This window comes from Streptomyces sp. NPDC041124 (assembly GCF_055592385.1).
The window spans coordinates 194192-213991 of the sequence record NZ_JBVIYR010000003.1 but is presented as its reverse complement, the minus strand read 5'-3'; the positions used below and the strand labels follow the sequence as shown (position 1 = coordinate 213991).

Genomic DNA, 19800 nt, shown 5'->3' with positions numbered 1-19800 from the left:
TTGATGGTTGTGCGCCTACCCCCTGCCTCAGCGTCCCAGGCGTCCGCGCACCATACCGACCAGCGAGTTGACTTCGTCGATGCGCATCCGCCGGGCCGCCACGAAGAAGGTCCCGAACAGAACGGCACCGCCGCCCACCAGTGCGGCGAACGAGCCGACTACCCCCTGGCCCAGCGCCTGGCTGATCCCGTAGCAGGCCGCGCCGCTGAGCAGTGCGGCCGGGATCGAGGCGATGCACAGCCGGGCGTAGGTCCGCAGCACCCGGGCGCCGTCCAGGTCCCCGCCCAGCCGGGTACGAAGCCGGCGCCAGGCGACGCCGACGCCGATCACGTAGGCCAGACCGTACGAGGCCGCCATGCCGACCACGGCCCAGCGGGCCGGGAGCAGGACGTAGCAGAGGACCGCGGCGATCGCGTTGCCCGCCGCCACGATGACCGTGTTGTAGAAGGGGGTTCGGGTGTCCTCGTACGCGTAGAAGGCCCGCAGCACGACGTACTGCACGGAATAGGGGATCAGACCGAGGCCGAAGGCCATCAGCATGTAGCCCATGTTGGTCGCCGCGTCCGTGCCCGAGGCACCGAACATCAGCGTGCACATCGGAATGCCGAGCGCCAGGAAACCGAAGGCGACCGGCACGATCGCCACGGCTGTCGTGCGAAGACCCTGGGAGATGTCGTCGCGGACGGCACCGGCGTCGTCGTCGGCCGCCGAACGGGAGATGCGGGGCAGGAGCGCGGCCATCAGGGAGACGGTGATGATGGCCTGGGGCAGGCCCCAGATCAACTGGGCGTTGGAGTAGGCGCTGAAGCCCGTACCGTCGATGCTGGTGTCCTTGACCGACGCGGTGGCCAGCTGGGTGACCACCAGTGCGCCCGCCTGGTTGGCGAGGACGAACAGGATGGTCCACTTGGCGAGCTTCGCCGCCTTGCCGAGCCCGTGGCCCCTCCAGTCGAAGCGCAGACGGAGACGGAAACCGGTCTCCCGCAGGTACGGGATCATCGCCAGGGCCTGGACGACGAGGCCGAGCAGGACACCCACGCCGAGGAGCCGCAGACCCTCCGGCGGGATGTTCGTGACCTCCATCTTCGAGTCGGCGGCGGTGCCGTAGACCCAGATGAACGTGCCCAGCGTGACGATGATGACGATGTTGTTCAGGACGGGCGTCCACATCATCGCGCCGAACCGGCCGCGGGCGTTGAGGATCTGACCCATCACCACGTGCACGCCCATGAAGAAGATGGAGGGCAGGAAGAAGCGGGTGAAGGTGACGGCGACGTCGTTGGCGTGCGGGTCGCTGGCCACCGGTACGGACAGGGCACGCACGAGGAGCGGGGCCGCCAGCCACGCGAGGGCGGTGAGTGCGGCCAGGGCCACCATCACCAGGGTCAGCAGGCGGTTGGCGTACGCCTCGCCACCGTCCTCGTCCTCCTTCATCGCCCGCACCAGCTGGGGCACGAAAACCGAGTTGAGGCCACCGCCGACGGTGAGGATGTAGATCATCGTGGGCAGCTGGTACGCGATCTGGAAGGACTCGCCCAGCAGCGCGAGGCCGAGCGCCGAGACGATCATCGCGGACCGGATGAACCCCGTGAGGCGTGACACCATCGTGCCCGCCGCCATCACGGCGCTCGACTTCAGCAGTCCCCCGGCCCGGCCGCCCTTCTTCGGGGCGGGCGCGGGGGCGGGTTCCGGCACCGGGGCCTCGGCGGCGGGTGGCGGAGTGGCTCCGGCGTAGTGACCTGGCGTCGGGGAGGCGGGGCCCGGTACGGGTGCGGACGCGTACTGCTGTGGTCCGCCGGCCGGGGCGTGCCCGGGGTGCCCCCCGTACTGCTGCTGGTCCGGGAAGACACCGCCCTGCTGCTGGTCGCGGAAGAGGTGGGCGAAGGCGTCCGGCTCGTGACGCTGGTCCCCGGCCCGGCCGACCAGGTCGTCGACGCCGACGAACTGTGTGGTGCGCGGGTCGTCGCCGTAGGGCAGGTGCTGTGTCGGACCGTCCGGCTCCGGCGCGGGGGGCCGGGCCCACACGCGCGGATCGGGGGCGTACGGAGACTGCGGTGGCTGCCCGTACAGCGGCTGCTGAGGGGGGTAGCTGCCCGGAGGGGGCGGTGGGTGCGCGGCGCGGTCGTAGAGGGCCTCGGCGACCGGGTCCTGGGCGGCGATGTCCTGCGCCCGGTAGGGGTCCTGGTCGTAGGCGTCCCGGAGGTACGGGTCCGCGGGGGGTGGCGGCACCTGGCCGTGTCCGGGCGGCGGACCCTCGGCGGGGTCCGACTCGGGGTGGCCCGAGTTGCCCGCGGCATGGCCGCGGTCACCGTCGTACGGCGCGTTCATGGTTACCCCACCTCATCGTCCCGGGCCCACCGGCCACGACATCTCAACGGTCCACTCTCTCACCCGTGCCCGACGGGCCTGCGTTTTCCGGTGCGGTGTCCGGTGCCGGGTCACTCGGCTGCTCGGGTTCGTCCTCCCCGGCGCGTGTCGCGGGCCCCTGAGGGAGACGCTCCGCCGGAGCTCCGGGGTTCTGCGGCCCGTCGACGTCCTCGCCCGCCTCGCGGCCCTCTTCGTGCTCGGCCGTCTCGCGGGCCGCGGCTCGCTTGCGCTGGGTGTACATCCGGAAGCCGGCGAGGACGAGCAGCAGCACGCCGCCACCGATGACCAGCATCACCGTGGCGGTGATCTCGGTGACCTTCACGTCGAACGTGACGGGGTCGCCGTACTTCCGGCCGTCCTGCGTGTACAGCTGGGCGACCACGGTGGCCCTGCCGTTGGCATTGGCGGACGTGGTGAACTTCACCGACTGGCTGTGGCCCCCGGAGACGGTGACGGGCTGTTCCTCATAGGCCGCCCCGCCGATCTCCAGCCGGGTCGGATTGGTCGACGTGAGCCGCAGTACTAGGTGCTCGACGCCCTGCACCAGGTTGTTCTGGACCGTCACGGGGATCGTGGCACTGCGGCCGGAGAGTTTCGTCTCCGACTTGTCGATCAGCCTCACCCGGCCGATGAGCCCGTCCAGATACGACTCGACACCGCTCCGGTAGATCGCCGCGTCGGCCGGCCGGCCACGCCAGGACACGGACATGCCCCGGTTCAGGGCGCGTCCGAAGGGGGTCACCACCCGGGACTGGTCGAACAGGATCACCTTGAACTTGTCGAGCTTGGCCTGTGTCCTGATGATCTGCTCGAACGTCGCTTTCGGCAGTTCCCGCTTGCGCAGTGAGGCAGGGTACGAGGAAGCCGAGGGGACCTTGGTGGTGGCGGCGGGGTCGGGCTTGGCTCCGGCGGCGGCCGTGAGGCTCTGGGACTCCGACCAGGTACTCCCCTGGAGGATCTTGATGGCCTCGGCCATTGTCTGGGCCTGACTCGCCGACGGTGCGCGCTGCGGCGCCACGACGACGCTGCGCTGCCGGTCCGTCTGCAGATCGAGGGTCAGACTCTGGGCCAGGAACCGCTGCACGGCGAGCGCCGATGCCGAGGCCCTGGTCAGATCGCCCTGGAACGCCGTGGACAGCCGTGCGTCCGCGACGACGGCCGTGGTCCCGCCCCCGATGGGGCGCGGCGCGGAGGTCGTGTACGTCAGACCGGTCTCCTCGAAGGTGTCGCTGCGGGCGATCACCTTGTCGGCTCCGGCGGACGTGGCGACCCGGACGACGGAGGGGTCGATGGCGCCGTTGACGGGCCAGGCGAAGTCCGTGGTGGGTGTCACGTGGAGGATCGACTCCACGGTGCCGGAGGCGACATCGGTGGCCTCCTTGAGGTGGCTCAGCGAGCCGGTGACCGATGTGCCGTTGTGGGCGAGGGACGCCAGGTCGGGGTCGCCGAACGGCAGCGCGACGACCTCCTTGTCCGCCACCGCCCGCTGCACCTCGGTGAGCCATCGTTTGGCGACGGCCTGGTGGCTGCCGAGGCTGTTCTCGTCACCTTCGCCGGGGATCTCGTAACGGTCGGTCATCGCCTCGACCGACGCCAGCAGGTCCGGATCGATCACCCAGGTGACGTCGAGCTCCTTGCCCAGCGCCACCATCCGGTCCAGCCGGCCGCCCGGGGAGATCTCCTTGGCCAGTTCGTCGTCATGGAAGACCGGCGTCTGCTGCTCGTCCGAACCGGTCTCCGCCGTCATGTGGACCGTCGAGATCAGGGGCCACATGAACGTCGTCTTCGTCTTGGTGCCGGATGCCTCGGGCTTCCAGGGCAGGAACGTCCGCTGGACGCCGAGGGTCTGCTCCCACGGCTGCGCGGAGGTCTCCCCGGCCAGGGAGACGGCCAGCTGGTAGACGCCGTCCCGTCCGAGGTCCAGCTCGTTCACCGGCACGGAGAGGCTGAAGGGCTGCGAGACCCCCGGGGTGAGCTCGGAGAACTTCTCGGAGTACTTGTCGTCGACCTCCGGGCCGACGGTGCTCCGGACGTCGTCGCTGTTCCTGGCGACGGATTCGATGCCCGAGCGCGTGTCCAGCAGCGGCCCCACGCGCAGGCCGACGTGAGCGTCGGTGACGGGCTGCTTGCCCTTGTTGGTCACCGTCCCCGACACGGTCACGGTGTCGCCCTCGGTGGGAGCACCCGGTGTCAGGGAGTCCACCGACACGGCGACCGAGCCCGCCCCCGAAGGGGCCTGCGGGGCGTCCGGTGCGGCCGCGACGGCGGGCGGCGGGGCCGGCAGCTGGAGAAGTCCCGCCAGCAGGGGCGCTCCGGCGAGCAGGGCTCCGGTACGCCGCAGCCAGCGGTGGGCAGGTGAGGGACTCGTCCCCTGGAAGTCTGCCGCCTCGGCCACGCGCTCGCCCGTCCCTCGTCGTCGTCAGTGGTCGTCGGAATGTGCGTCCACGCATGGTAACGATGCCCGCTGAGGGGAAGTGCCGCGGACCGACTCACAAGATCGGCGGGCGCGGGCCTTGTCCGTGTATCAGCGGGGGTGTCCGCGAGCACAGGAATGAGGGAGCTTCCGGTCGTTCGGGCCACGTACCCTCTTCTGTTGTGCCGAACGCCAATGAAGAAGTCAGTGCCCTGAGTCAGGTGCAGGACCGCGCCGTGAGTGAACTGCTCCGGGTCGCTCCCGTCGCCGATGATCTCGCCCGCCGTTTCCAGGAGGCCGGGTTCTCACTCGCCCTGGTCGGCGGCTCGGTGCGGGACGCACTGCTCGGCCGCCTCGGCAACGACCTGGACTTCACGACGGATGCCCGTCCGCAGGACGTCCTGAAGATCGTGCGGCCCTGGGCGGACGCCGTCTGGGACGTCGGGATCGCCTTCGGTACGGTCGGCGCGCAGAAGGACGCCCGCGTCGGGGAGATCGACCGGCGCTTCCAGATCGAGGTGACCACGTACCGTTCGGAGGCGTACGACCGCACCTCGCGCAAGCCGGAGGTGTCGTACGGCGACTCCATCGAGGAAGATCTGGTGCGCCGGGACTTCACGGTGAACGCGATGGCCGTCGCGCTCCCGGAGAAGCGGTTCATCGACCCCCACGGTGGGCTTCCCGACCTGGCCGAGCGGGTGCTGCGCACCCCTGGTACGCCCGAGGAGTCCTTCTCCGACGACCCCCTGCGCATGATGCGGGCCGCCCGTTTCGCCGCTCAGCTGGACTTCGAGGTGGCGCCCGAGGTGGTCGTGGCGATGAAGGAGATGGCCGGGCGCATCGGGATCGTCTCCGCGGAGCGGGTGCGGGACGAGCTGAACAAGCTGATCCTGTCCACGCACCCCCGCAAGGGGCTGTCGCTGCTGGTGGACACGGGGCTCGCCGAGTATGTGCTGCCGGAGCTGCCGGCTCTGCACCTGGAGAGGGACGAGCACCACCGGCACAAGGACGTCTACGAGCACACGCTGATCGTCCTGGAGCAGGCCATGGCGTTGGAGGAGGAGGGGCCCGATCTGACCCTGCGCCTCGCGGCCCTCCTGCACGACATCGGCAAGCCCCGCACTCGCCGTTTCGAGAACGACGGCCGTGTCTCGTTCCACCACCACGAAGTGGTCGGGGCCAAGATGACCAAGAAGCGCATGACGGCGCTCAAGTACTCCAACGAGCTGGTGAAGGATGTCTCGCGGCTCGTCGAGCTGCATCTGCGCTTCCACGGCTACGGCACGGGAGAGTGGACCGACTCCGCTGTTCGCCGCTACGTCCGCGACGCGGGGCCGCTCCTCGGCCGGCTGCACAAGCTGACCCGTTCGGACTGCACCACGCGCAACCGGCGCAAGGCCGCCGCGCTCTCCCGCGCTTACGACGGTCTGGAGGAGCGGATCGCGCAGCTTCAGGAGCAGGAGGAGCTGGACGCGATCCGCCCGGACCTCGACGGCAACGAGATCATGGAAATCCTCGGGGTCGAGCCGGGGCCGGCGGTCGGGCAGGCGTACAAGCATCTGCTGGAGCTCCGCCTGGAGAACGGTCCGATGGAGCGTGACGCCGCGGTCGAGGCGCTCAGGGAGTGGTGGGCCGAGCAGCAGGGCTGAGGACGGGGAAAGGGGTCCTGTTTCACGTGAAACAGGACCCCTCCTCTACGACCAAGGGCGGTGTTTCACGTGAAACACCGCCCTTGGTCGTCTGTCCTACTTGTCCTTCAGGCAAAGGAGGAAGCTCTTGCTGCCATTGGTCTCCGTGTAGGAATACTGGAAGTCCTTGGCCTCTGCCTCGCACTTGGTCTGCGCCATGATGCCGGAGAAGTTGCCCTCGACCTTGGCGAGCACCTCGTACTGGGCCTTGGCGTCACCGCAGTCGACGACCTCGAGGTCCGGGTTGTTGTCGTCGGTGTTGCCCCGGTGCATGCAGTCGCCAACCGCGGCGGTGTTGGCGTCGTCCTGGCTGGTGATGTAGGCGCCGATGGCCGCACCAGCGATGGCCAGGACGATGACGATGTTTTTGATCATCTTGAAGCTGAGTTTCCGGCCCTGCTGCGCCGGCGGCACGGGAGCGCCCGGCGGGGGGAAACCGGGCTGGCCGGCCTGCTGAGGGAAGCCGCCCTGGGCAGGGTCGGGAGCCTGCCCCTGGGGCTGGCCGTAGGGCTGCTGCTGGCCCTGCGCGAACGGGTTGCCCTGAGGCGGCGGAGTAGTCACTGGGGTCCCCCTGGAACATAGGTGCGTGACGCAAAAGATGCGTTGATAAGACGCACGTAAGCTACCGGCCCACACTGACAACACGGCAGTCGGATACGGCAATGTGGCACTGATGTGACACTTACTGGCGCTCAAAACGGGCCATAGCGCCAGCTACTGCTCCGTATATCACGGCGATCGTTACCACCAGCGGAACCGATCGGCCGTCCGGCGGCAGCATCAGAGCAGCCACGCCGGCGGCGCCTACGAAGGCCACGTTGAACAGGACGTCGTACAGGGAGAAGATCCGGCCGCGGTAGTCGTCCTCGACCGTGGACTGGACGACGGTGTCAGTGGCGATCTTCGCGCCCTGCGTGGTCAGCCCCAGCACGAACGCCCCGGCGAGTAGCGGACCGGTGGCGAACGGCAGCCCCAGCGCGGGTACCAGCACCGCCGCCGAAGCGGCGCACACCACGATCCAGCGGCCCGGACCCAGCCGCCCGGCGGCCCAGGGTGTCATGACGGCCGCCGCGAAGAAACCGGCACCCGAAGCCCCCAACGCCAGGCCCAGCAGGGCGAGTCCCTCGTCGGTGGTCGAGCTCAGGGCGTACCGGCAGAGCATGAGCAGCAGGACGAGCATGGCGCCGTAGCAGAACCGCATCAGGGACATCGCCGCGAGTGCCCAGGCGGCCTCCCTGCGCGGAGGCGCGGTGAGGTGGAGGACGCCCTCCTTCAGCCCACGGGCGGTGCCGCTGAGAGCCGCGGTCAGCCGGGGGTGTGCCCACGCCCGCTCGGGGCCGAGCAGTTCCTTTGCCATGCGCAGGGTGGCCCCGGCCGCGCACAGGTACAGCGCGGCACCCACGAGCACCACCACCGCGTCGGAGTCGGCGACGACGAGGCGGACGACGAAGGCCAGGCCGCCGCCCGCGGTGGCGGCCAGCGTGCCGGCGGTCGGGGACAGGGAGTTGGCGACGACCAGCCGGTCGGCGTCCACGACGCGCGGCAGCGCCGCCGACAGTCCCGCGAGGACGAAGCGGTTGACGGCGGTGACGCACAGGGCGGAGGCGAAGAGGAGCCAGTCGGGCACCCCGCCGAGAACCAGAAGGGCGGTCACCGACGCCATCAGGGCGCGCAGCAGGTTGCCGTGCAGAAGCACCTGGCGGCGACGCCAGCGGTCCAGGAGGACCCCGGCGAAGGGACCGACCACGGAGTACGGGAGGAGCAGGACGGCCATCGCCGAGGCGATAGACGCGGCGGACGTCTGTCTCTCCGGCGAGAAGACCACATAGGCGGCGAGCGCGACCTGGAAGACGCCGTCGGCGCCCTGGGAGAGCAGCCGGACGGTGAGCAGGCGCCTGAAGCCCTGGAAACGCAGCAGAACGCGCAGGTCACGGACGACGGCCATGGGGCACAGCCTCACATATGAAGAGGGTCTCCGGGCCATACGACCCGGAGACCCTCAACTGCCCACAGTGGGGAGGTCCTAGCGCTCGACCTCGCCCTTGATGAACTTCTCGACGTTCTCGCGGGCCTGGTCGTCGAAGTACTGCACCGGCGGGGACTTCATGAAGTACGAGGACGCCGACAGGATCGGGCCGCCCACGCCCCGGTCCTTGGCGATCTTCGCGGCGCGCAGGGCGTCGATGATGACACCGGCGGAGTTCGGGGAGTCCCAGACCTCGAGCTTGTACTCCAGGTTCAGCGGGACATCGCCGAAGGCGCGGCCCTCGAGGCGGACGTAGGCCCACTTGCGGTCGTCCAGCCAGGCGACGTAGTCGGACGGGCCGATGTGGACGTTCTTCTCGCCGAGCTCCCGGTCGGGAATCTGCGAGGTGACGGCCTGCGTCTTGGAGATCTTCTTGGACTCGAGGCGGTCGCGCTCGAGCATGTTCTTGAAGTCCATGTTGCCGCCGACGTTCAGCTGCATCGTGCGGTCCAGGACGACTCCGCGGTCCTCGAACAGCTTCGCCATGACGCGGTGCGTGATGGTGGCGCCGACCTGGGACTTGATGTCGTCACCGACGATCGGGACGCCCGCCTCGGTGAACTTGTCCGCCCACTCCTTGGTCCCGGCGATGAAGACGGGAAGGGCGTTGACGAAGGCGACCTTGGCGTCGATGGCGCACTGGGCGTAGAACTTCGCCGCGTCCTCGGAGCCGACGGGCAGGTAGCAGACGAGGACATCGACCTGCTTGTCCCTGAGGACCTGCACGACTTCGGCCGGCTCCTCGGCGGACTCCTCGATGGTCTCGCGGTAGTACTTACCGAGACCGTCGAGGGTGTGGCCGCGCTGCACCGTCACGCCGGTGTGGGGGACGTCGCAGATCTTGATGGTGTTGTTCTCGGAGGCGCCGATGGCGTCCGCGAGGTCGAGGCCGACCTTCTTGGCGTCCACGTCGAACGCGGCGACGAACTCGACGTCGCGGACGTGGTACTCGCCGAACTGGACGTGCATCAGGCCCGGCACCTTGGACGCCGGGTCGGCGTCCTTGTAGTACTCGACTCCCTGCACCAGCGATGCGGCGCAGTTGCCCACGCCGACGATGGCTACGCGAACCGAACCCATTCCGGTTGCTCCCTGTGTGTACGAGTGAGGCCCTGAACGGGTCTCACGTGGCGGTGTCGGCGGGCGGATCCGGCCGGGGGTCGTCCCCCGGCCGGGGCAGGCCGCCCGTCGCTCCAGATGTGGTGTCCTGCTGAGCGGGCCCCCCGGTGGCGGAACCCTTCAGGTCCCGTCCCGCCCGCTCGCTCTCGATGAGCTCGTTCAGCCAGCGCACTTCGCGCTCCACGGACTCCATTCCGTGGCGCTGGAGCTCGAGCGTGTAGTCGTCGAGGCGCTCCCGGGTCCGCGACAGGGAGGCGCGCATCTTCTCGAGGCGTTCCTCCAGCCGGCTGCGGCGGCCCTCGAGCACGCGCATCCGGACGTCGCGCGACGTCTGCCCGAAGAAGGCGAACCGCGCGGCGAAGGTCTCGTCCTCGTACGCGTCCGGTCCCGTCTGGGAGAGCAGCTGCTCGAAGTGCTCCTTACCCTCCGCCGTCAACCGGTAGACGATCTTGGCGCGGCGCCCCGCGAGCGGGGCGGCGAGGGCGTCCTCGGTGGTGTGCCCCGGTTCCTCGATCAACCAGCCGTTGGCGACCAGCGTCTTGAGGCAGGGGTAGAGCGTCCCGTAGCTGAACGCACGGAACACACCCAGTGACGTATTGAGTCGTTTGCGCAGCTCGTAGCCGTGCATGGGGGATTCGCGGAGCAGGCCGAGTACGGCGAACTCGAGGATGCCGGAACGCCGGCTCATCGTCGCCTCCCTACTCCCGCGGTCGTGCCGTGACGGCCTCGAGGACGGTTCGTCACCGTCCTTATGCCGAGCTGATGTATCGACTCGATACATCACGACGATAGAACGGCCTTCGGTATGCGACAAGAGGAGGGAGGGTGAACGGGATCACATCACCGAATCATTGCGAGCAAGTTGCCTGATTTGAGGTGAACTTCTGTGCTCGGCGGGTTTTGGCGGTGCGTAGTCTGTGCGCCATGCATACCGCCGGGAACCGAGTGACGCCTGGGGGCGTCTTGGTCCCCGGTGCGGTACGGGTGAATGCGCACAGCACCGCATCCGTACTTCGGGGGGACCGGAAACCAGCCGCTGTTGCCAGGCGCGCAGAGGTGCGCCTGCCCGAGGAGTAGTCGTTCGATGAGCGAGCACCGTCGCAAACCGCCGCAGCCGCAGGGAGGCGGACGTGCCGCGGCCCGACGCGGCCAGTCCGGCTCGTCCTCCGGCCGCCGCGCGGCACCGCGAGGCGCCACCGGATCTCCGTCCGATTCCTATGGGCCGGGTTCCCGTGGCTCGGGGGGAGAGGACCGCACGCACGGCAGCCGCGTCGAGGCACGACGCGCGGCACAGCGTGGCGGGGCCCGGAGAGCGGCCCCCGCCGGCCCCGGTCGTGGCAGAGGCCGTGCGGCCCCTCCCGCCAAGAAGCGGATCATCGACTATCCGCGCCACGACAAGGACGGCTGGCGCCGCTGGACGCCGTCCTGGAGGCTCGTGTCCGGCCTGTGCATCGCGTTCCTCGGAAGCCTGGTGGCCGTCGCGGGCATCGGGTACGCGATGGTGAGCGTGCCGGACGAGGGACACGCCGCGGCGACGTCCGAGAACAACGTCTACTACTGGGCCGACGGTACCCAGATGGTGGCCACGGGCAGCGGCCAGAACCGGCAGAACGTCACGATCGACCGCATCCCCGAGGCCATGCAGTGGGCGGTGATCTCGGCCGAGAACAAGACCTTCTACGACGACTCGGGCGTCGACCCGATGGGCATCGCCCGCGCCCTGGGCAACATGGTGCGGGGCGGTGACACGCAGGGTGGTTCGACGATCACCCAGCAGTTCGTGAAGAACACCTATCTGAGCCAGGAGCAGACGGTCTCCCGGAAGTTCAAGGAGATGTTCATCTCGATCAAGGTGGGCACCAAGCTCTCCAAGAGCGAGATCCTCCAGGGGTACCTCAACACCTCGTACTACGGCCGCGGCGCCTACGGCATCCAGGCAGCCGCCCAGACCTACTACGGCAAGGACGCCGTCGAGCTCACCCCGAGCGAGTGCGCCTTCCTCGCCGCTCTGCTCAAGGGCCCGACGTACTACGACCCCGCCGGCAACCAGAACCTCGACTCGTCCGCCACCGCCGAGGCCAACCGCAAGCGCTCCGAGGAGCGCTGGAGCTGGATCCTCGAGCAGATGCACAACGACAAGCGCCTCACGGACGCCGAGTACCAGGAGGCGACCAAGAAGTACCCCGTGCCTCAGGACCGCAAGGCGATCAAGGGCATGACCGGCCAGATCAGTTACCTCGTCGACACGGCGAAGCGGTACGTCCTGAAGAACTCCGACATCACGGAGGCGCAGTTCGACCAGGGCGGCTACCAGATCTCGACCACGTTCGAGAGGGACAAGGTCGAAGCGCTGGCCGCGGCCGTCAAGAAGGTCGAGAAGGAGAACATCGACCCGAAGCGCGAACTGGACCAGCACGTCCAGTTCGGTGCGGCGACCGTAAAGCCCAACGACGGTGCGATCGTCGCTCTCTACGGTGGCGCCGGCTTCGAGAACGGCCACTTCAACAACAACGCGGACACCTCCGGCGTCCCCGTCGGTTCGACGTGGAAGCCGTACGTGATGGCCGCCGCGATGCAGCACGGCACCTACAAGACCGACGGGGAGGGTGTCTCGCCGCTGAGCAAGTACAACGGCGACGACAACCTGGAGGTCCGCAACAACGACGGCTCGCTCGTTCTCAAGAAGGACAACACGCCCTTCCGCCAGAAGAACGAGGGCCCTTACCCGTGGGGCTACATCACCTTGCGCAAGGCGATGGAGCAGTCCGTCAACACCCCGTTCGTGCAGCTCGGCATGGACGTGGGGATGAAGAACGTGGCGGACGTCGCCGAGAGGTCCGGCATCCTCAAGGACAGCTTCGCCGGGCTGAACGCGTCGTTCGCGCTCGGTACCTCGACTCCCAGCGCGATCCGCATGGCCGATTCCTACGCGACCTTCGCGGCGTCGGGGAAGCAGGCCGATCCGTACTCGGTGACCGCCGTCAAACACAAGGGGACGGAACTGCCCGGCTTCGAGAAGCCGCGGATCAAGCAGGCCATGCCCGAGAACGTGGCGAACAACATCACCGACATGCTCGAGAACGTGATCGAGAACGGCACCGCGCAGCACGCCAAGGAGCTGGGCCGGGCGGCAGCGGGCAAGACCGGTACGACCGACGAGAACAAGTCGGCCTGGTTCGTGGGGTACACCAAGCAGCTCTCGACCTCCGTGGCGATGTTCCGTGAGGATCCCAAGAGCCACAAGCTCCTCTCCATGAACGGCACGGCGGGCAAGGACTCGATCCACGGTGGTGACATCCCCACGGAGGTGTGGACCGAGTTCATGAAGGTCGCGCTGAAGGGCGAACCCGACCCCGGCTTCCCCGCGGCGGAGAAGATCGGGGAGATCGCGGACGGGCTCGGCGCGCCGACTCCGACCCCGAGCGCCACGCAGACCGAGGAGGCGTCTCCTTCGGCGTCTCCGTCGCCCACGAAGTCCGAGACCACCGCTCCGCCGCAGCCCACGCAGACGGAGACGTGCGGCCCCTTCGACTTCCGTTGCAGGGACGACGAAGAGGAGACCGGCGGAACCGGCCCGGGCGGCACGGACACCGGTGGCACGGACGGAGGGGCCTCCTCCTCACCGGAGCCCACGGAGAGTGGTGAGCCCGGTAGCAGCAGAGGAGGCGGCAACGGAGGCGGCGGTCTCTTCGGCTAGTTCCGCTATCGCCCGGCTTGGGTGTTTCACGTGAAACACGGGCCGCCGGACCCACCGGGTACGGCGGCCCTCGGCGTATCCCCCTCCGGGTACGGCAGGATGTGCGGCATGCCCAGTGGAGAATCGACGCGAGCGAGCGTCCACGAGCCGGAGCCCGTGCGGCCGACCGAGGAGGACCGGGTCGCCGCGGCAGGCAGTGAGCTGATCGGCGGGCCGCTCGGCCGACGCGTCCTGCCCGGCGGGTCCTGGTGGACCCCGGTACGGGTGATCGCGCTCGTGGCGATCGGCATGTTCGCCCTCGGCCTCGTGCAGAAAGCGCCCTGCTACAACGGCGGTTGGTTCTTCGGTGCCAGCTCCCAGTACACGCATGCCTGCTACTCGGACATCCCCCACCTCTACCAGGGGCGCGGCTTCGCCGACGGACTGGTGCCGTACTTCGACCGGCTCCCGGGCGACATGCAGTACCTCGAGTACCCGGTGCTGACCGGCGTGTTCATGGAGGTCGCAGCCTGGCTCACCCCCGGCAGCGGCAGTATCCAGGTCCAGGAGCAGTGGTACTGGATGGTCAATGCCGGAATGCTCATGGCCTGCGCGGCCGTCATCGCCGTCTGCGTCACCCGCACGCACGCCCGGCGCCCGTGGGACGGTCTGCTGGTCGCACTGGCTCCTGCCTTCGCGCTGACCGCGACCATCAACTGGGACCTCCTGGCGGTCGCGCTGACCGCCGCCGCGATGCTGATGTGGTCGCGAGGGCGGTCCCTCGCGTTCGGCCTCCTCCTGGGGCTCGCCACGGCCGCCAAGCTCTACCCCGTGCTGTTGCTCGGGCCGCTGCTGGTGCTGTGCTGGCGCGCGGGCCGATGGCGGCAGTACGGCACGGCCCTCGCCGGCGCTGCGGTCGCCTGGCTCGTCGTGAACGGGCCCGTGATGCTCTTCGCCTTCGACGGGTGGTCGAAGTTCTACACCTTCAGCCAGGAACGAGGTGTCGACTTCGGGTCCTTCTGGCTGATCATGGCGCAGAACTCGGACGATCCACTGAGCACGGAGACGGTCAACACGCTGGCCACACTGCTGATGCTGCTGTGCTGCGGAGGTGTCGCGGCCCTCGCCCTCATGGCACCCCGCCGGCCACGCTTCGCGCAGCTGGCTTTCCTGATCGTCGCGGCGTTCATCCTCACCAACAAGGTGTACTCGCCGCAGTACGTCCTGTGGCTGGTGCCGCTGGCGGCTCTCGCCCGGCCGAAGTGGCGTGACTTCCTCGTCTGGCAGGCCTGCGAGGTGGCGTACTTCCTGGGCATCTGGATGTACCTCGCGTACACGACCAGCGGCGACAGCCACAAGGGCCTGCCCGCCGACGGCTACCACTGGGCCATCGGTATCCACCTGCTCGGGACGCTCTACCTGTGTGTCATGGTCGTGCGCGACATCCTGATGCCGGAGAAGGATCCGGTGCGCCGGTCCGGTGACGACGATCCTTCGGGCGGTGTGCTCGACGGTGCCGAGGACGTCTTCGTGTTCGGCCCAGCGCACCGTCCCGCGCGGCACGCGGCCCACTTCGAAGGGCCCCGGGTGGAATGGGGCAGGACGGGAGCCACCGGAGGTTCGCTCTGAGCGAACAGCTCGAGGGTGTGTCCGGGCAGAGCACGACGAAGGCCGGGCACGGAGGATCCGTGCCCGGCCTTCTCGCAGTCAGCGGTCGACGAGCCGGTCGAACTGCGTGGTGGTGTGCCGGAGATGAGCCACCAGCTCCTCACCCACCGTCGGTTCCGGTGCGTCGGACGGCACGAACAGGATCGACACCTGCATGTGCGGCGGCTCGGCGAACCAACGCTGCTTGCCGCCCCAGACGAACGGCGAGAGGTTCCGGTTGACCGTGGCGAGGCCGGCCCGGGCGACGCCCTTGGCGCGCGGCATGACGCCGTGCAGTGCCTTGGGGGCCTCCAGGCCCACGCCGTGCGACGTACCACCCGCCACGACCACCAGGTAGCCGTCGGAGGCGGCCTTCTGCTGCCGGTACCCGAACCGGTCCCCCTTGGCGACGCGCGTGACGTCCAGGACCGCACCCCGGTACTCGGTCGCCTCGTGGTCGCCCAGCCACAGCCGGGTACCGATCCGGGCGCGGAAGCGGGTCTGCGGGAACTGCTGCTGCAACCGGGCGAGTTCGTCGGCCTTGAGGTGGCTCACGAACATCGTGTGCAGGGGGAGGCGGGCCGCCCGCAGGCGGTCCATCCAGCCGATGACCTCCTCGACGGCGTCCGAACCGTCCGTGCGGTCCAGCGGCAGGTGGATGGCGAAGCCCTCCAGCCGCACGTTCTCTATCGCGGAGTGCAGCTGGGGCAGGTCCTGCTCGCTGATGCCGTGCCGCTTCATCGAGGACATCACCTCGATGACGACACGGGCACCGACCAGGCCGTACACGCCGTCGACCGAGGACACCGAGCGGATGACCCGGTCCGGCAGCGGCACCGGCTCCTCACCCCGCCGGTACGGCGTCAGCACCAGCAGGTCACCGCCGAACCAGTCCTTGATCCGGGCCGCCTCGTACGTCGTGCCGACGGCGAGGACGTCCGAGCCCAGCCGGGTGGCCTCCTCGGCGAGGCGCTCGTGGCCGAAGCCGTAGCCGTTGCCCTTGCAGACCGGGACCAGTCCCGGGAACTGCTCCTGCACGTGCTTGTGATGCGCCCGCCAGCGCGCGGTGTCGACGTAGAGCGTGAGCGCCATGGCCGGACCTGGAACCTTTCTCGTGGCTGCGGTGTATCAAAAGTAGGGGAGCCAACGCAGCCGTCGGGGCCACGAAGACGAAGACCGTGACGAAGAGCCGGTCAGCGGCGCGACATGTAGATGTCGAGCGCCTTGTGGAGCAGCTTGTTCAGGGGGAAGTCCCACTCGCCGAGGTACTCGGCGGCCTGGCCGCCGGTGCCCACCTTGAACTGGATCAGCCCGAAGAGGTGGTCGGTCTCGTCCAGCGAGTCGGAGATGCCGCGCAGGTCGTAGACGGTGGCGCCGAGCGCGTAGGCGTCGCGCAGCATCCGCCACTGCATCGCGTTCGAAGGCCGGACCTCACGGCCGATGTTGTCGGAGGCACCGTAGGAGTACCAGACGTGCCCGCCGACGATCAGCATCGTCGCCGCGGAGAGGTTCACGCCGTTGTGGCGGGCGAAGTACAGCCGCATGCGGTTGGGGTCCTCGGTGTTGAGGGCCGTCCACATGCGCTGGAAGTACGACAGCGGGCGGGGCCGGAAGTGATCGCGCACCGCCGTGATCTCGTACAGCCGTTGCCACTCGGGCAGGTCGTCGTAGCCGCCCTGGACGACCTCGACGCCGGCCTTCTCCGCCTTCTTGATGTTGCGGCGCCACAGCTGGTTGAAGTTCTTGTGGACCTCTTCCAGGGACCGGTTGGCCAGCGGTACCTGGTAGACGTAGCGGGGCTGGACGTCACCGAAGCCGGCACCGCCGTCCTCGCCCTGCTGCCAGCCCATGCGGCGCAGCTTGTCGGCGACCTCGAAAGCACGCGGCTCGATGAAGTCGGCCTCCAGGTCGCGCAGACGCTTCACGTCCTGGTCCTGGATGCCCTTCTTGATCGTCGGGGCCTCCCAGCGGCGAATGATCACCGGCGGACCCATCTTCACCGAGAACGCGCCCTGCTGCTTCAGGTGCGCGAGCATCGGCTCCATCCACTCCTGGAGGTTCGGCGCGAACCAGTTGATGACCGGGCCCTCGGGCAGGTAGGCGAGGTAGCGCTTGATCTTGGGGAGCTGGCGGTAGAGGACGAGGCCGGCGCCGACCATCTCACCGGTCCGGTCGTCGAACCAGCCGAGGTTCTCCGAGCGCCACTCCGCCTTGACATCGGCCCAGGCCGGGACCTGCATGTGACTCGCCGACGGCAGGCTCTGGATGTACGCCAGATGCTGCTCTCGGCTGATGGTCCTCAGGGTCAGGCTCATTCGGGGCGCTCCTCGGGCTGGTGTGTCCCCATGGGTTCAGGGGCTCCGGCTCTCGCGCGAAGCCTACTGCGCCTCGGGGCCCCGGTTGGGCGCACGGCACCTTCGCCCCGGCCCGTGGCCGGCCGGGGCGGTCGGCGGTGTTCACGAGGGGTGGTGCCCGGTGTCAGTCGACGACGCCGCCGAAGAGACCACCGTGTGCCATGCCCAGGAAGAACCCGACAGCCGAGGCACCCAGGCCCAGGATGAGGCCGAAGCGCCCTCGCGTCGTCACCGAGATCCACTGGCCGTACGCGCCGGTGAGGATGCCCACCAGGCCGGTCCAGGAACTGACCAGGTGCAGGTGGTGGAACATCGCCGTGATGAAGGACGTGATCCCCAGCACCAGGGTCACCGCGAGCAGGGTGTCCTGGAGGGGGTGGGGCTTGCCGTCGGTGGCGAAAAGGCCTCCGGCGGTGTTGGGTCGCAATACCTGTGCCATGGGGCACCTCCTGCGAAAGGCGGCGGATCGTAGCGCCGTACACACCCGATGTGTACAGATTGACGGTCCTCGCGCCCGGATTTCAACCGGAAGGCGCTGTGCGGGTACTCTGTAGCGTCTGCACCGGTGTCTGTCCGGACAGGTCCGGACGGCGGCTGGGAAGGGCCACGCTCCTCCCGGCCGGTCCGGAAACCGCCGCCCGGCTCGATTGTCAGTGGCGACTGTTCTACTGACAGGCATCGTTGCGCAACGCATCACGACCCTCCTGCCACGGAACGACCGTGGCCGCTGAGTCCAAAGGAGGTGGGTTCCACATGCGTCACTACGAGGTGATGGTCATCCTCGACCCCGATCTCGAGGAGCGTTCTGTCTCCCCGCTGATCGAGAACTTCCTCTCTGTCGTCCGTGACGGCGGCGGAAAGGTCGAGAAGGTCGACACCTGGGGCCGTCGTCGTCTCTCGTACGAGATCAAGAAGAAGCCCGAGGGCATCTACTCGGTCATCGACCTGCAGGCCGAGCCTGCGGTCGTCAAGGAGCTCGACCGCCAGATGAACCTGAACGAGTCGGTCCTCCGGACCAAGGTCCTCCGTCCCGAGACCCACTGAGCCTTCCGCTCAGCTGATCCCGGGATCCGAGTAGCAGCACAAGCAGCCAAGCAGCAAACCCGCCGAGAGGTTCCCCCATGGCAGGCGAGACCGTCATCACGGTCGTCGGCAATCTTGTCGACGACCCCGAGCTGCGCTTCACCCCTTCCGGTGCGGCCGTCGCGAAGTTCCGTGTCGCGTCGACCCCCCGCACCTTCGACCGCCAGACGAACGAGTGGAAGGACGGCGAGAGCCTGTTCCTGACCTGCTCGGTCTGGCGTCAGGCGGCGGAGAACGTCGCCGAGTCGCTCCAGCGAGGCATGCGCGTCATCGTGCAGGGCCGGCTGAAGCAGCGGTCCTACGAGGACCGTGAGGGCGTCAAGCGCACGGTCTACGAGCTGGACGTCGAGGAAGTCGGCGCCAGCCTGCGCAACGCCACGGCCAAGGTCACCAAGACCACCGGCCGCGGTGGCCAGGGCGGGTACGGCGGTGGCCAGGGCGGCGGTGGCGGCCAGGGTGGCGGCGGCTGGGGCAGCGGCCCCGGCGGCGGCCAGCAGGGCGGCGGCGCTCCGGCCGACGACCCGTGGGCGACCGGCGCTCCCGCCGGTGGCCAGCAGGGCGGTGGCGGCGGCTGGGGCGGTGGCTCCGGCGGCGGCCAGCAGGGCGGCGGCTACTCGGACGAGCCCCCCTTCTAGGCGGGCCGTACCCACACTTCTTGATCACACAGGAGAAACACCATGGCGAAGCCGCCTGTGCGCAAGCCTAAGAAGAAGGTCTGCGCATTCTGCAAGGACAAGGTCACGTACGTGGACTACAAGGACACGAACATGCTGCGGAAGTTCATTTCCGACCGCGGCAAGATCCGTGCCCGCCGCGTGACCGGCAACTGCACGCAGCACCAGCGTGACGTCGCCACGGCCGTCAAGAACAGCCGTGAGATGGCGCTGCTGCCCTACACCTCCACCGCGCGATAAGGGAAGGGTGACCGACTCATGAAGATCATCCTCACCCACGAGGTCTCCGGCCTCGGTGCCGCGGGCGACGTCGTCGACGTCAAGGACGGCTACGCTCGCAACTACCTGGTTCCGCGGAAGCTCGCGATCCGCTGGACCAAGGGTGGCGAGAAGGACGTCGAGCAGATCCGTCGTGCTCGCAAGATCCACGAGATCCAGACCATCGAGCAGGCCAACCAGGTGAAGGCCCAGCTCGAGGGCGTCAAGGTCCGCCTGGCCGTCCGCTCCGGCGACGCCGGTCGTCTCTTCGGTTCCGTCACGCCGGCCGACGTCGCTTCGGCGATCAAGGCTGCCGGTGGTCCCGAGGTCGACAAGCGCCGCATCGAGCTGGGCGCGCCGATCAAGACGCTGGGCGCCCACGAGACGTCCGTGCGTCTGCACCCCGAGGTTGACGCCAAGGTCAACATCGAGGTCGTCGCCGGCTGAGTGCCGAGCTCGCTGACACAGTGAGCCCATGGGGGCCGCACCCTTCGG

16 protein-coding genes are annotated in these 19800 nt (G+C 68.7%); 7 read left to right on the top strand and 9 right to left on the bottom strand.

Annotated features, from left to right (window positions below; all coding sequences use genetic code 11):
• Positions 1-27 precede the first annotated feature (27 nt).
• Positions 28-2328, bottom strand: coding sequence for a murein biosynthesis integral membrane protein MurJ (murJ, locus tag ACZ6A9_RS09195; protein ID WP_468981289.1), 2301 nt, complete (start codon positions 2326-2328; stop codon positions 28-30).
• 43 nt (positions 2329-2371) lie between these two features.
• Complete coding sequence (locus ACZ6A9_RS09190) at positions 2372-4762, bottom strand: DUF6049 family protein (RefSeq protein WP_468981287.1); 2391 nt, start codon at positions 4760-4762, stop codon at positions 2372-2374.
• Between the two features lie 200 nt (positions 4763-4962).
• Here ACZ6A9_RS09190 and ACZ6A9_RS09185 point away from each other — a divergent pair, with 200 nt between their 5' ends.
• Positions 4963-6429 (top strand): CCA tRNA nucleotidyltransferase, encoded by a 1467-nt coding sequence (locus ACZ6A9_RS09185; protein WP_468981285.1) that lies wholly within the window; start codon positions 4963-4965, stop codon positions 6427-6429.
• A 96-nt stretch (positions 6430-6525) separates the two neighbouring features.
• On the opposite strand, the gene ACZ6A9_RS09180 is transcribed toward ACZ6A9_RS09185, so the two are convergent.
• The 4 genes from ACZ6A9_RS09180 to ACZ6A9_RS09165 all read right to left on the bottom strand — a co-directional run bounded on the left by ACZ6A9_RS09180 (position 6526) and on the right by ACZ6A9_RS09165 (position 10301).
• Positions 6526-7029, bottom strand: coding sequence for an LppU/SCO3897 family protein (locus ACZ6A9_RS09180; protein WP_468981283.1), 504 nt, complete (start codon positions 7027-7029; stop codon positions 6526-6528).
• Positions 7030-7150: 121 nt separating this feature from the next.
• Entirely contained in the window at positions 7151-8413 is a 1263-nt protein-coding gene (locus tag ACZ6A9_RS09175) for an MFS transporter (RefSeq protein ID WP_468981281.1), read from the bottom strand.
• 78 nt (positions 8414-8491) lie between these two features.
• On the bottom strand, positions 8492-9574 hold the full coding sequence (locus tag ACZ6A9_RS09170) for an inositol-3-phosphate synthase (RefSeq protein WP_468981279.1): 1083 nt from the start codon (positions 9572-9574) through the stop codon (positions 8492-8494).
• 43 nt (positions 9575-9617) lie between these two features.
• On the bottom strand, positions 9618-10301 hold the full coding sequence (locus tag ACZ6A9_RS09165) for a PadR family transcriptional regulator (protein ID WP_228966319.1): 684 nt from the start codon (positions 10299-10301) through the stop codon (positions 9618-9620).
• A gap of 396 nt (positions 10302-10697) precedes the next feature.
• Between ACZ6A9_RS09165 and ACZ6A9_RS09160 the strand changes: the two genes are divergently transcribed.
• Together ACZ6A9_RS09160 and ACZ6A9_RS09155 are read left to right on the top strand one after the other, a co-directional pair.
• Positions 10698-13310: a transglycosylase domain-containing protein gene (locus ACZ6A9_RS09160; RefSeq protein ID WP_468981273.1), complete on the top strand. Its 2613-nt coding sequence runs from the start codon at positions 10698-10700 to the stop codon at positions 13308-13310.
• A 99-nt stretch (positions 13311-13409) separates the two neighbouring features.
• Entirely contained in the window at positions 13410-14918 is a 1509-nt protein-coding gene (locus tag ACZ6A9_RS09155) for a glycosyltransferase family 87 protein (RefSeq protein WP_468982880.1), read from the top strand.
• Between the two features lie 78 nt (positions 14919-14996).
• Here the strand turns inward: ACZ6A9_RS09155 and ACZ6A9_RS09150 are convergent, their stop codons facing one another.
• From ACZ6A9_RS09150 to ACZ6A9_RS09140, 3 genes are all read right to left on the bottom strand, one after another.
• Positions 14997-16028, bottom strand: a complete 1032-nt coding sequence (locus tag ACZ6A9_RS09150; protein WP_190096169.1) for an alanine racemase — start codon at positions 16026-16028, stop codon at positions 14997-14999.
• Between the two features lie 101 nt (positions 16029-16129).
• Entirely contained in the window at positions 16130-17251 is a 1122-nt protein-coding gene (gene femX, locus ACZ6A9_RS09145) for a peptidoglycan bridge formation glycyltransferase FemX (RefSeq protein ID WP_190096168.1), read from the bottom strand.
• A 163-nt stretch (positions 17252-17414) separates the two neighbouring features.
• Entirely contained in the window at positions 17415-17729 is a 315-nt protein-coding gene (locus ACZ6A9_RS09140) for a hypothetical protein (RefSeq protein ID WP_468981261.1), read from the bottom strand.
• Positions 17730-18043: 314 nt separating this feature from the next.
• Between ACZ6A9_RS09140 and rpsF the strand changes: the two genes are divergently transcribed.
• The 4 genes from rpsF to rplI all read left to right on the top strand — a co-directional run bounded on the left by rpsF (position 18044) and on the right by rplI (position 19752).
• The gene (gene rpsF, locus ACZ6A9_RS09135) at positions 18044-18334 is read left to right on the top strand and encodes a 30S ribosomal protein S6 (protein WP_019324683.1); all 291 of its coding nucleotides are present in this window, start codon (positions 18044-18046) and stop codon (positions 18332-18334) included.
• Positions 18335-18411: 77 nt separating this feature from the next.
• Positions 18412-19008, top strand: a complete 597-nt coding sequence (locus ACZ6A9_RS09130) for a single-stranded DNA-binding protein (RefSeq protein ID WP_468981256.1) — start codon at positions 18412-18414, stop codon at positions 19006-19008.
• Positions 19009-19050: 42 nt separating this feature from the next.
• The gene (gene rpsR / locus ACZ6A9_RS09125; protein WP_003949403.1) at positions 19051-19287 is read left to right on the top strand and encodes a 30S ribosomal protein S18; all 237 of its coding nucleotides are present in this window, start codon (positions 19051-19053) and stop codon (positions 19285-19287) included.
• Between the two features lie 18 nt (positions 19288-19305).
• A complete protein-coding gene (gene rplI / locus ACZ6A9_RS09120) occupies positions 19306-19752 on the top strand; it encodes a 50S ribosomal protein L9 (protein ID WP_468981249.1) in 447 nt (148 codons plus the stop codon).
• Positions 19753-19800 lie beyond the last annotated feature (48 nt).

Coding starts and splice junctions, on each gene's coding strand:
- murJ (WP_468981289.1), bottom strand. CDS start 2,328: ATGAACGCGCCGTACGACGGTGACCGCGGCCATGCCGCGGGCAACTCG.
- ACZ6A9_RS09175 (WP_468981281.1), bottom strand. CDS start 8,413: ATGGCCGTCGTCCGTGACCTGCGCGTTCTGCTGCGTTTCCAGGGCTTC.
- ACZ6A9_RS09170 (WP_468981279.1), bottom strand. CDS start 9,574: ATGGGTTCGGTTCGCGTAGCCATCGTCGGCGTGGGCAACTGCGCCGCA.
- ACZ6A9_RS09165 (WP_228966319.1), bottom strand. CDS start 10,301: ATGAGCCGGCGTTCCGGCATCCTCGAGTTCGCCGTACTCGGCCTGCTC.
- ACZ6A9_RS09160 (WP_468981273.1), top strand. CDS start 10,698: ATGAGCGAGCACCGTCGCAAACCGCCGCAGCCGCAGGGAGGCGGACGT.
- ACZ6A9_RS09155 (WP_468982880.1), top strand. CDS start 13,410: ATGTGCGGCATGCCCAGTGGAGAATCGACGCGAGCGAGCGTCCACGAG.
- ACZ6A9_RS09150 (WP_190096169.1), bottom strand. CDS start 16,028: ATGGCGCTCACGCTCTACGTCGACACCGCGCGCTGGCGGGCGCATCAC.
- femX (WP_190096168.1), bottom strand. CDS start 17,251: ATGAGCCTGACCCTGAGGACCATCAGCCGAGAGCAGCATCTGGCGTAC.
- ACZ6A9_RS09140 (WP_468981261.1), bottom strand. CDS start 17,729: ATGGCACAGGTATTGCGACCCAACACCGCCGGAGGCCTTTTCGCCACC.
- rpsF (WP_019324683.1), top strand. CDS start 18,044: ATGCGTCACTACGAGGTGATGGTCATCCTCGACCCCGATCTCGAGGAG.
- ACZ6A9_RS09130 (WP_468981256.1), top strand. CDS start 18,412: ATGGCAGGCGAGACCGTCATCACGGTCGTCGGCAATCTTGTCGACGAC.
- rpsR (WP_003949403.1), top strand. CDS start 19,051: ATGGCGAAGCCGCCTGTGCGCAAGCCTAAGAAGAAGGTCTGCGCATTC.
- rplI (WP_468981249.1), top strand. CDS start 19,306: ATGAAGATCATCCTCACCCACGAGGTCTCCGGCCTCGGTGCCGCGGGC.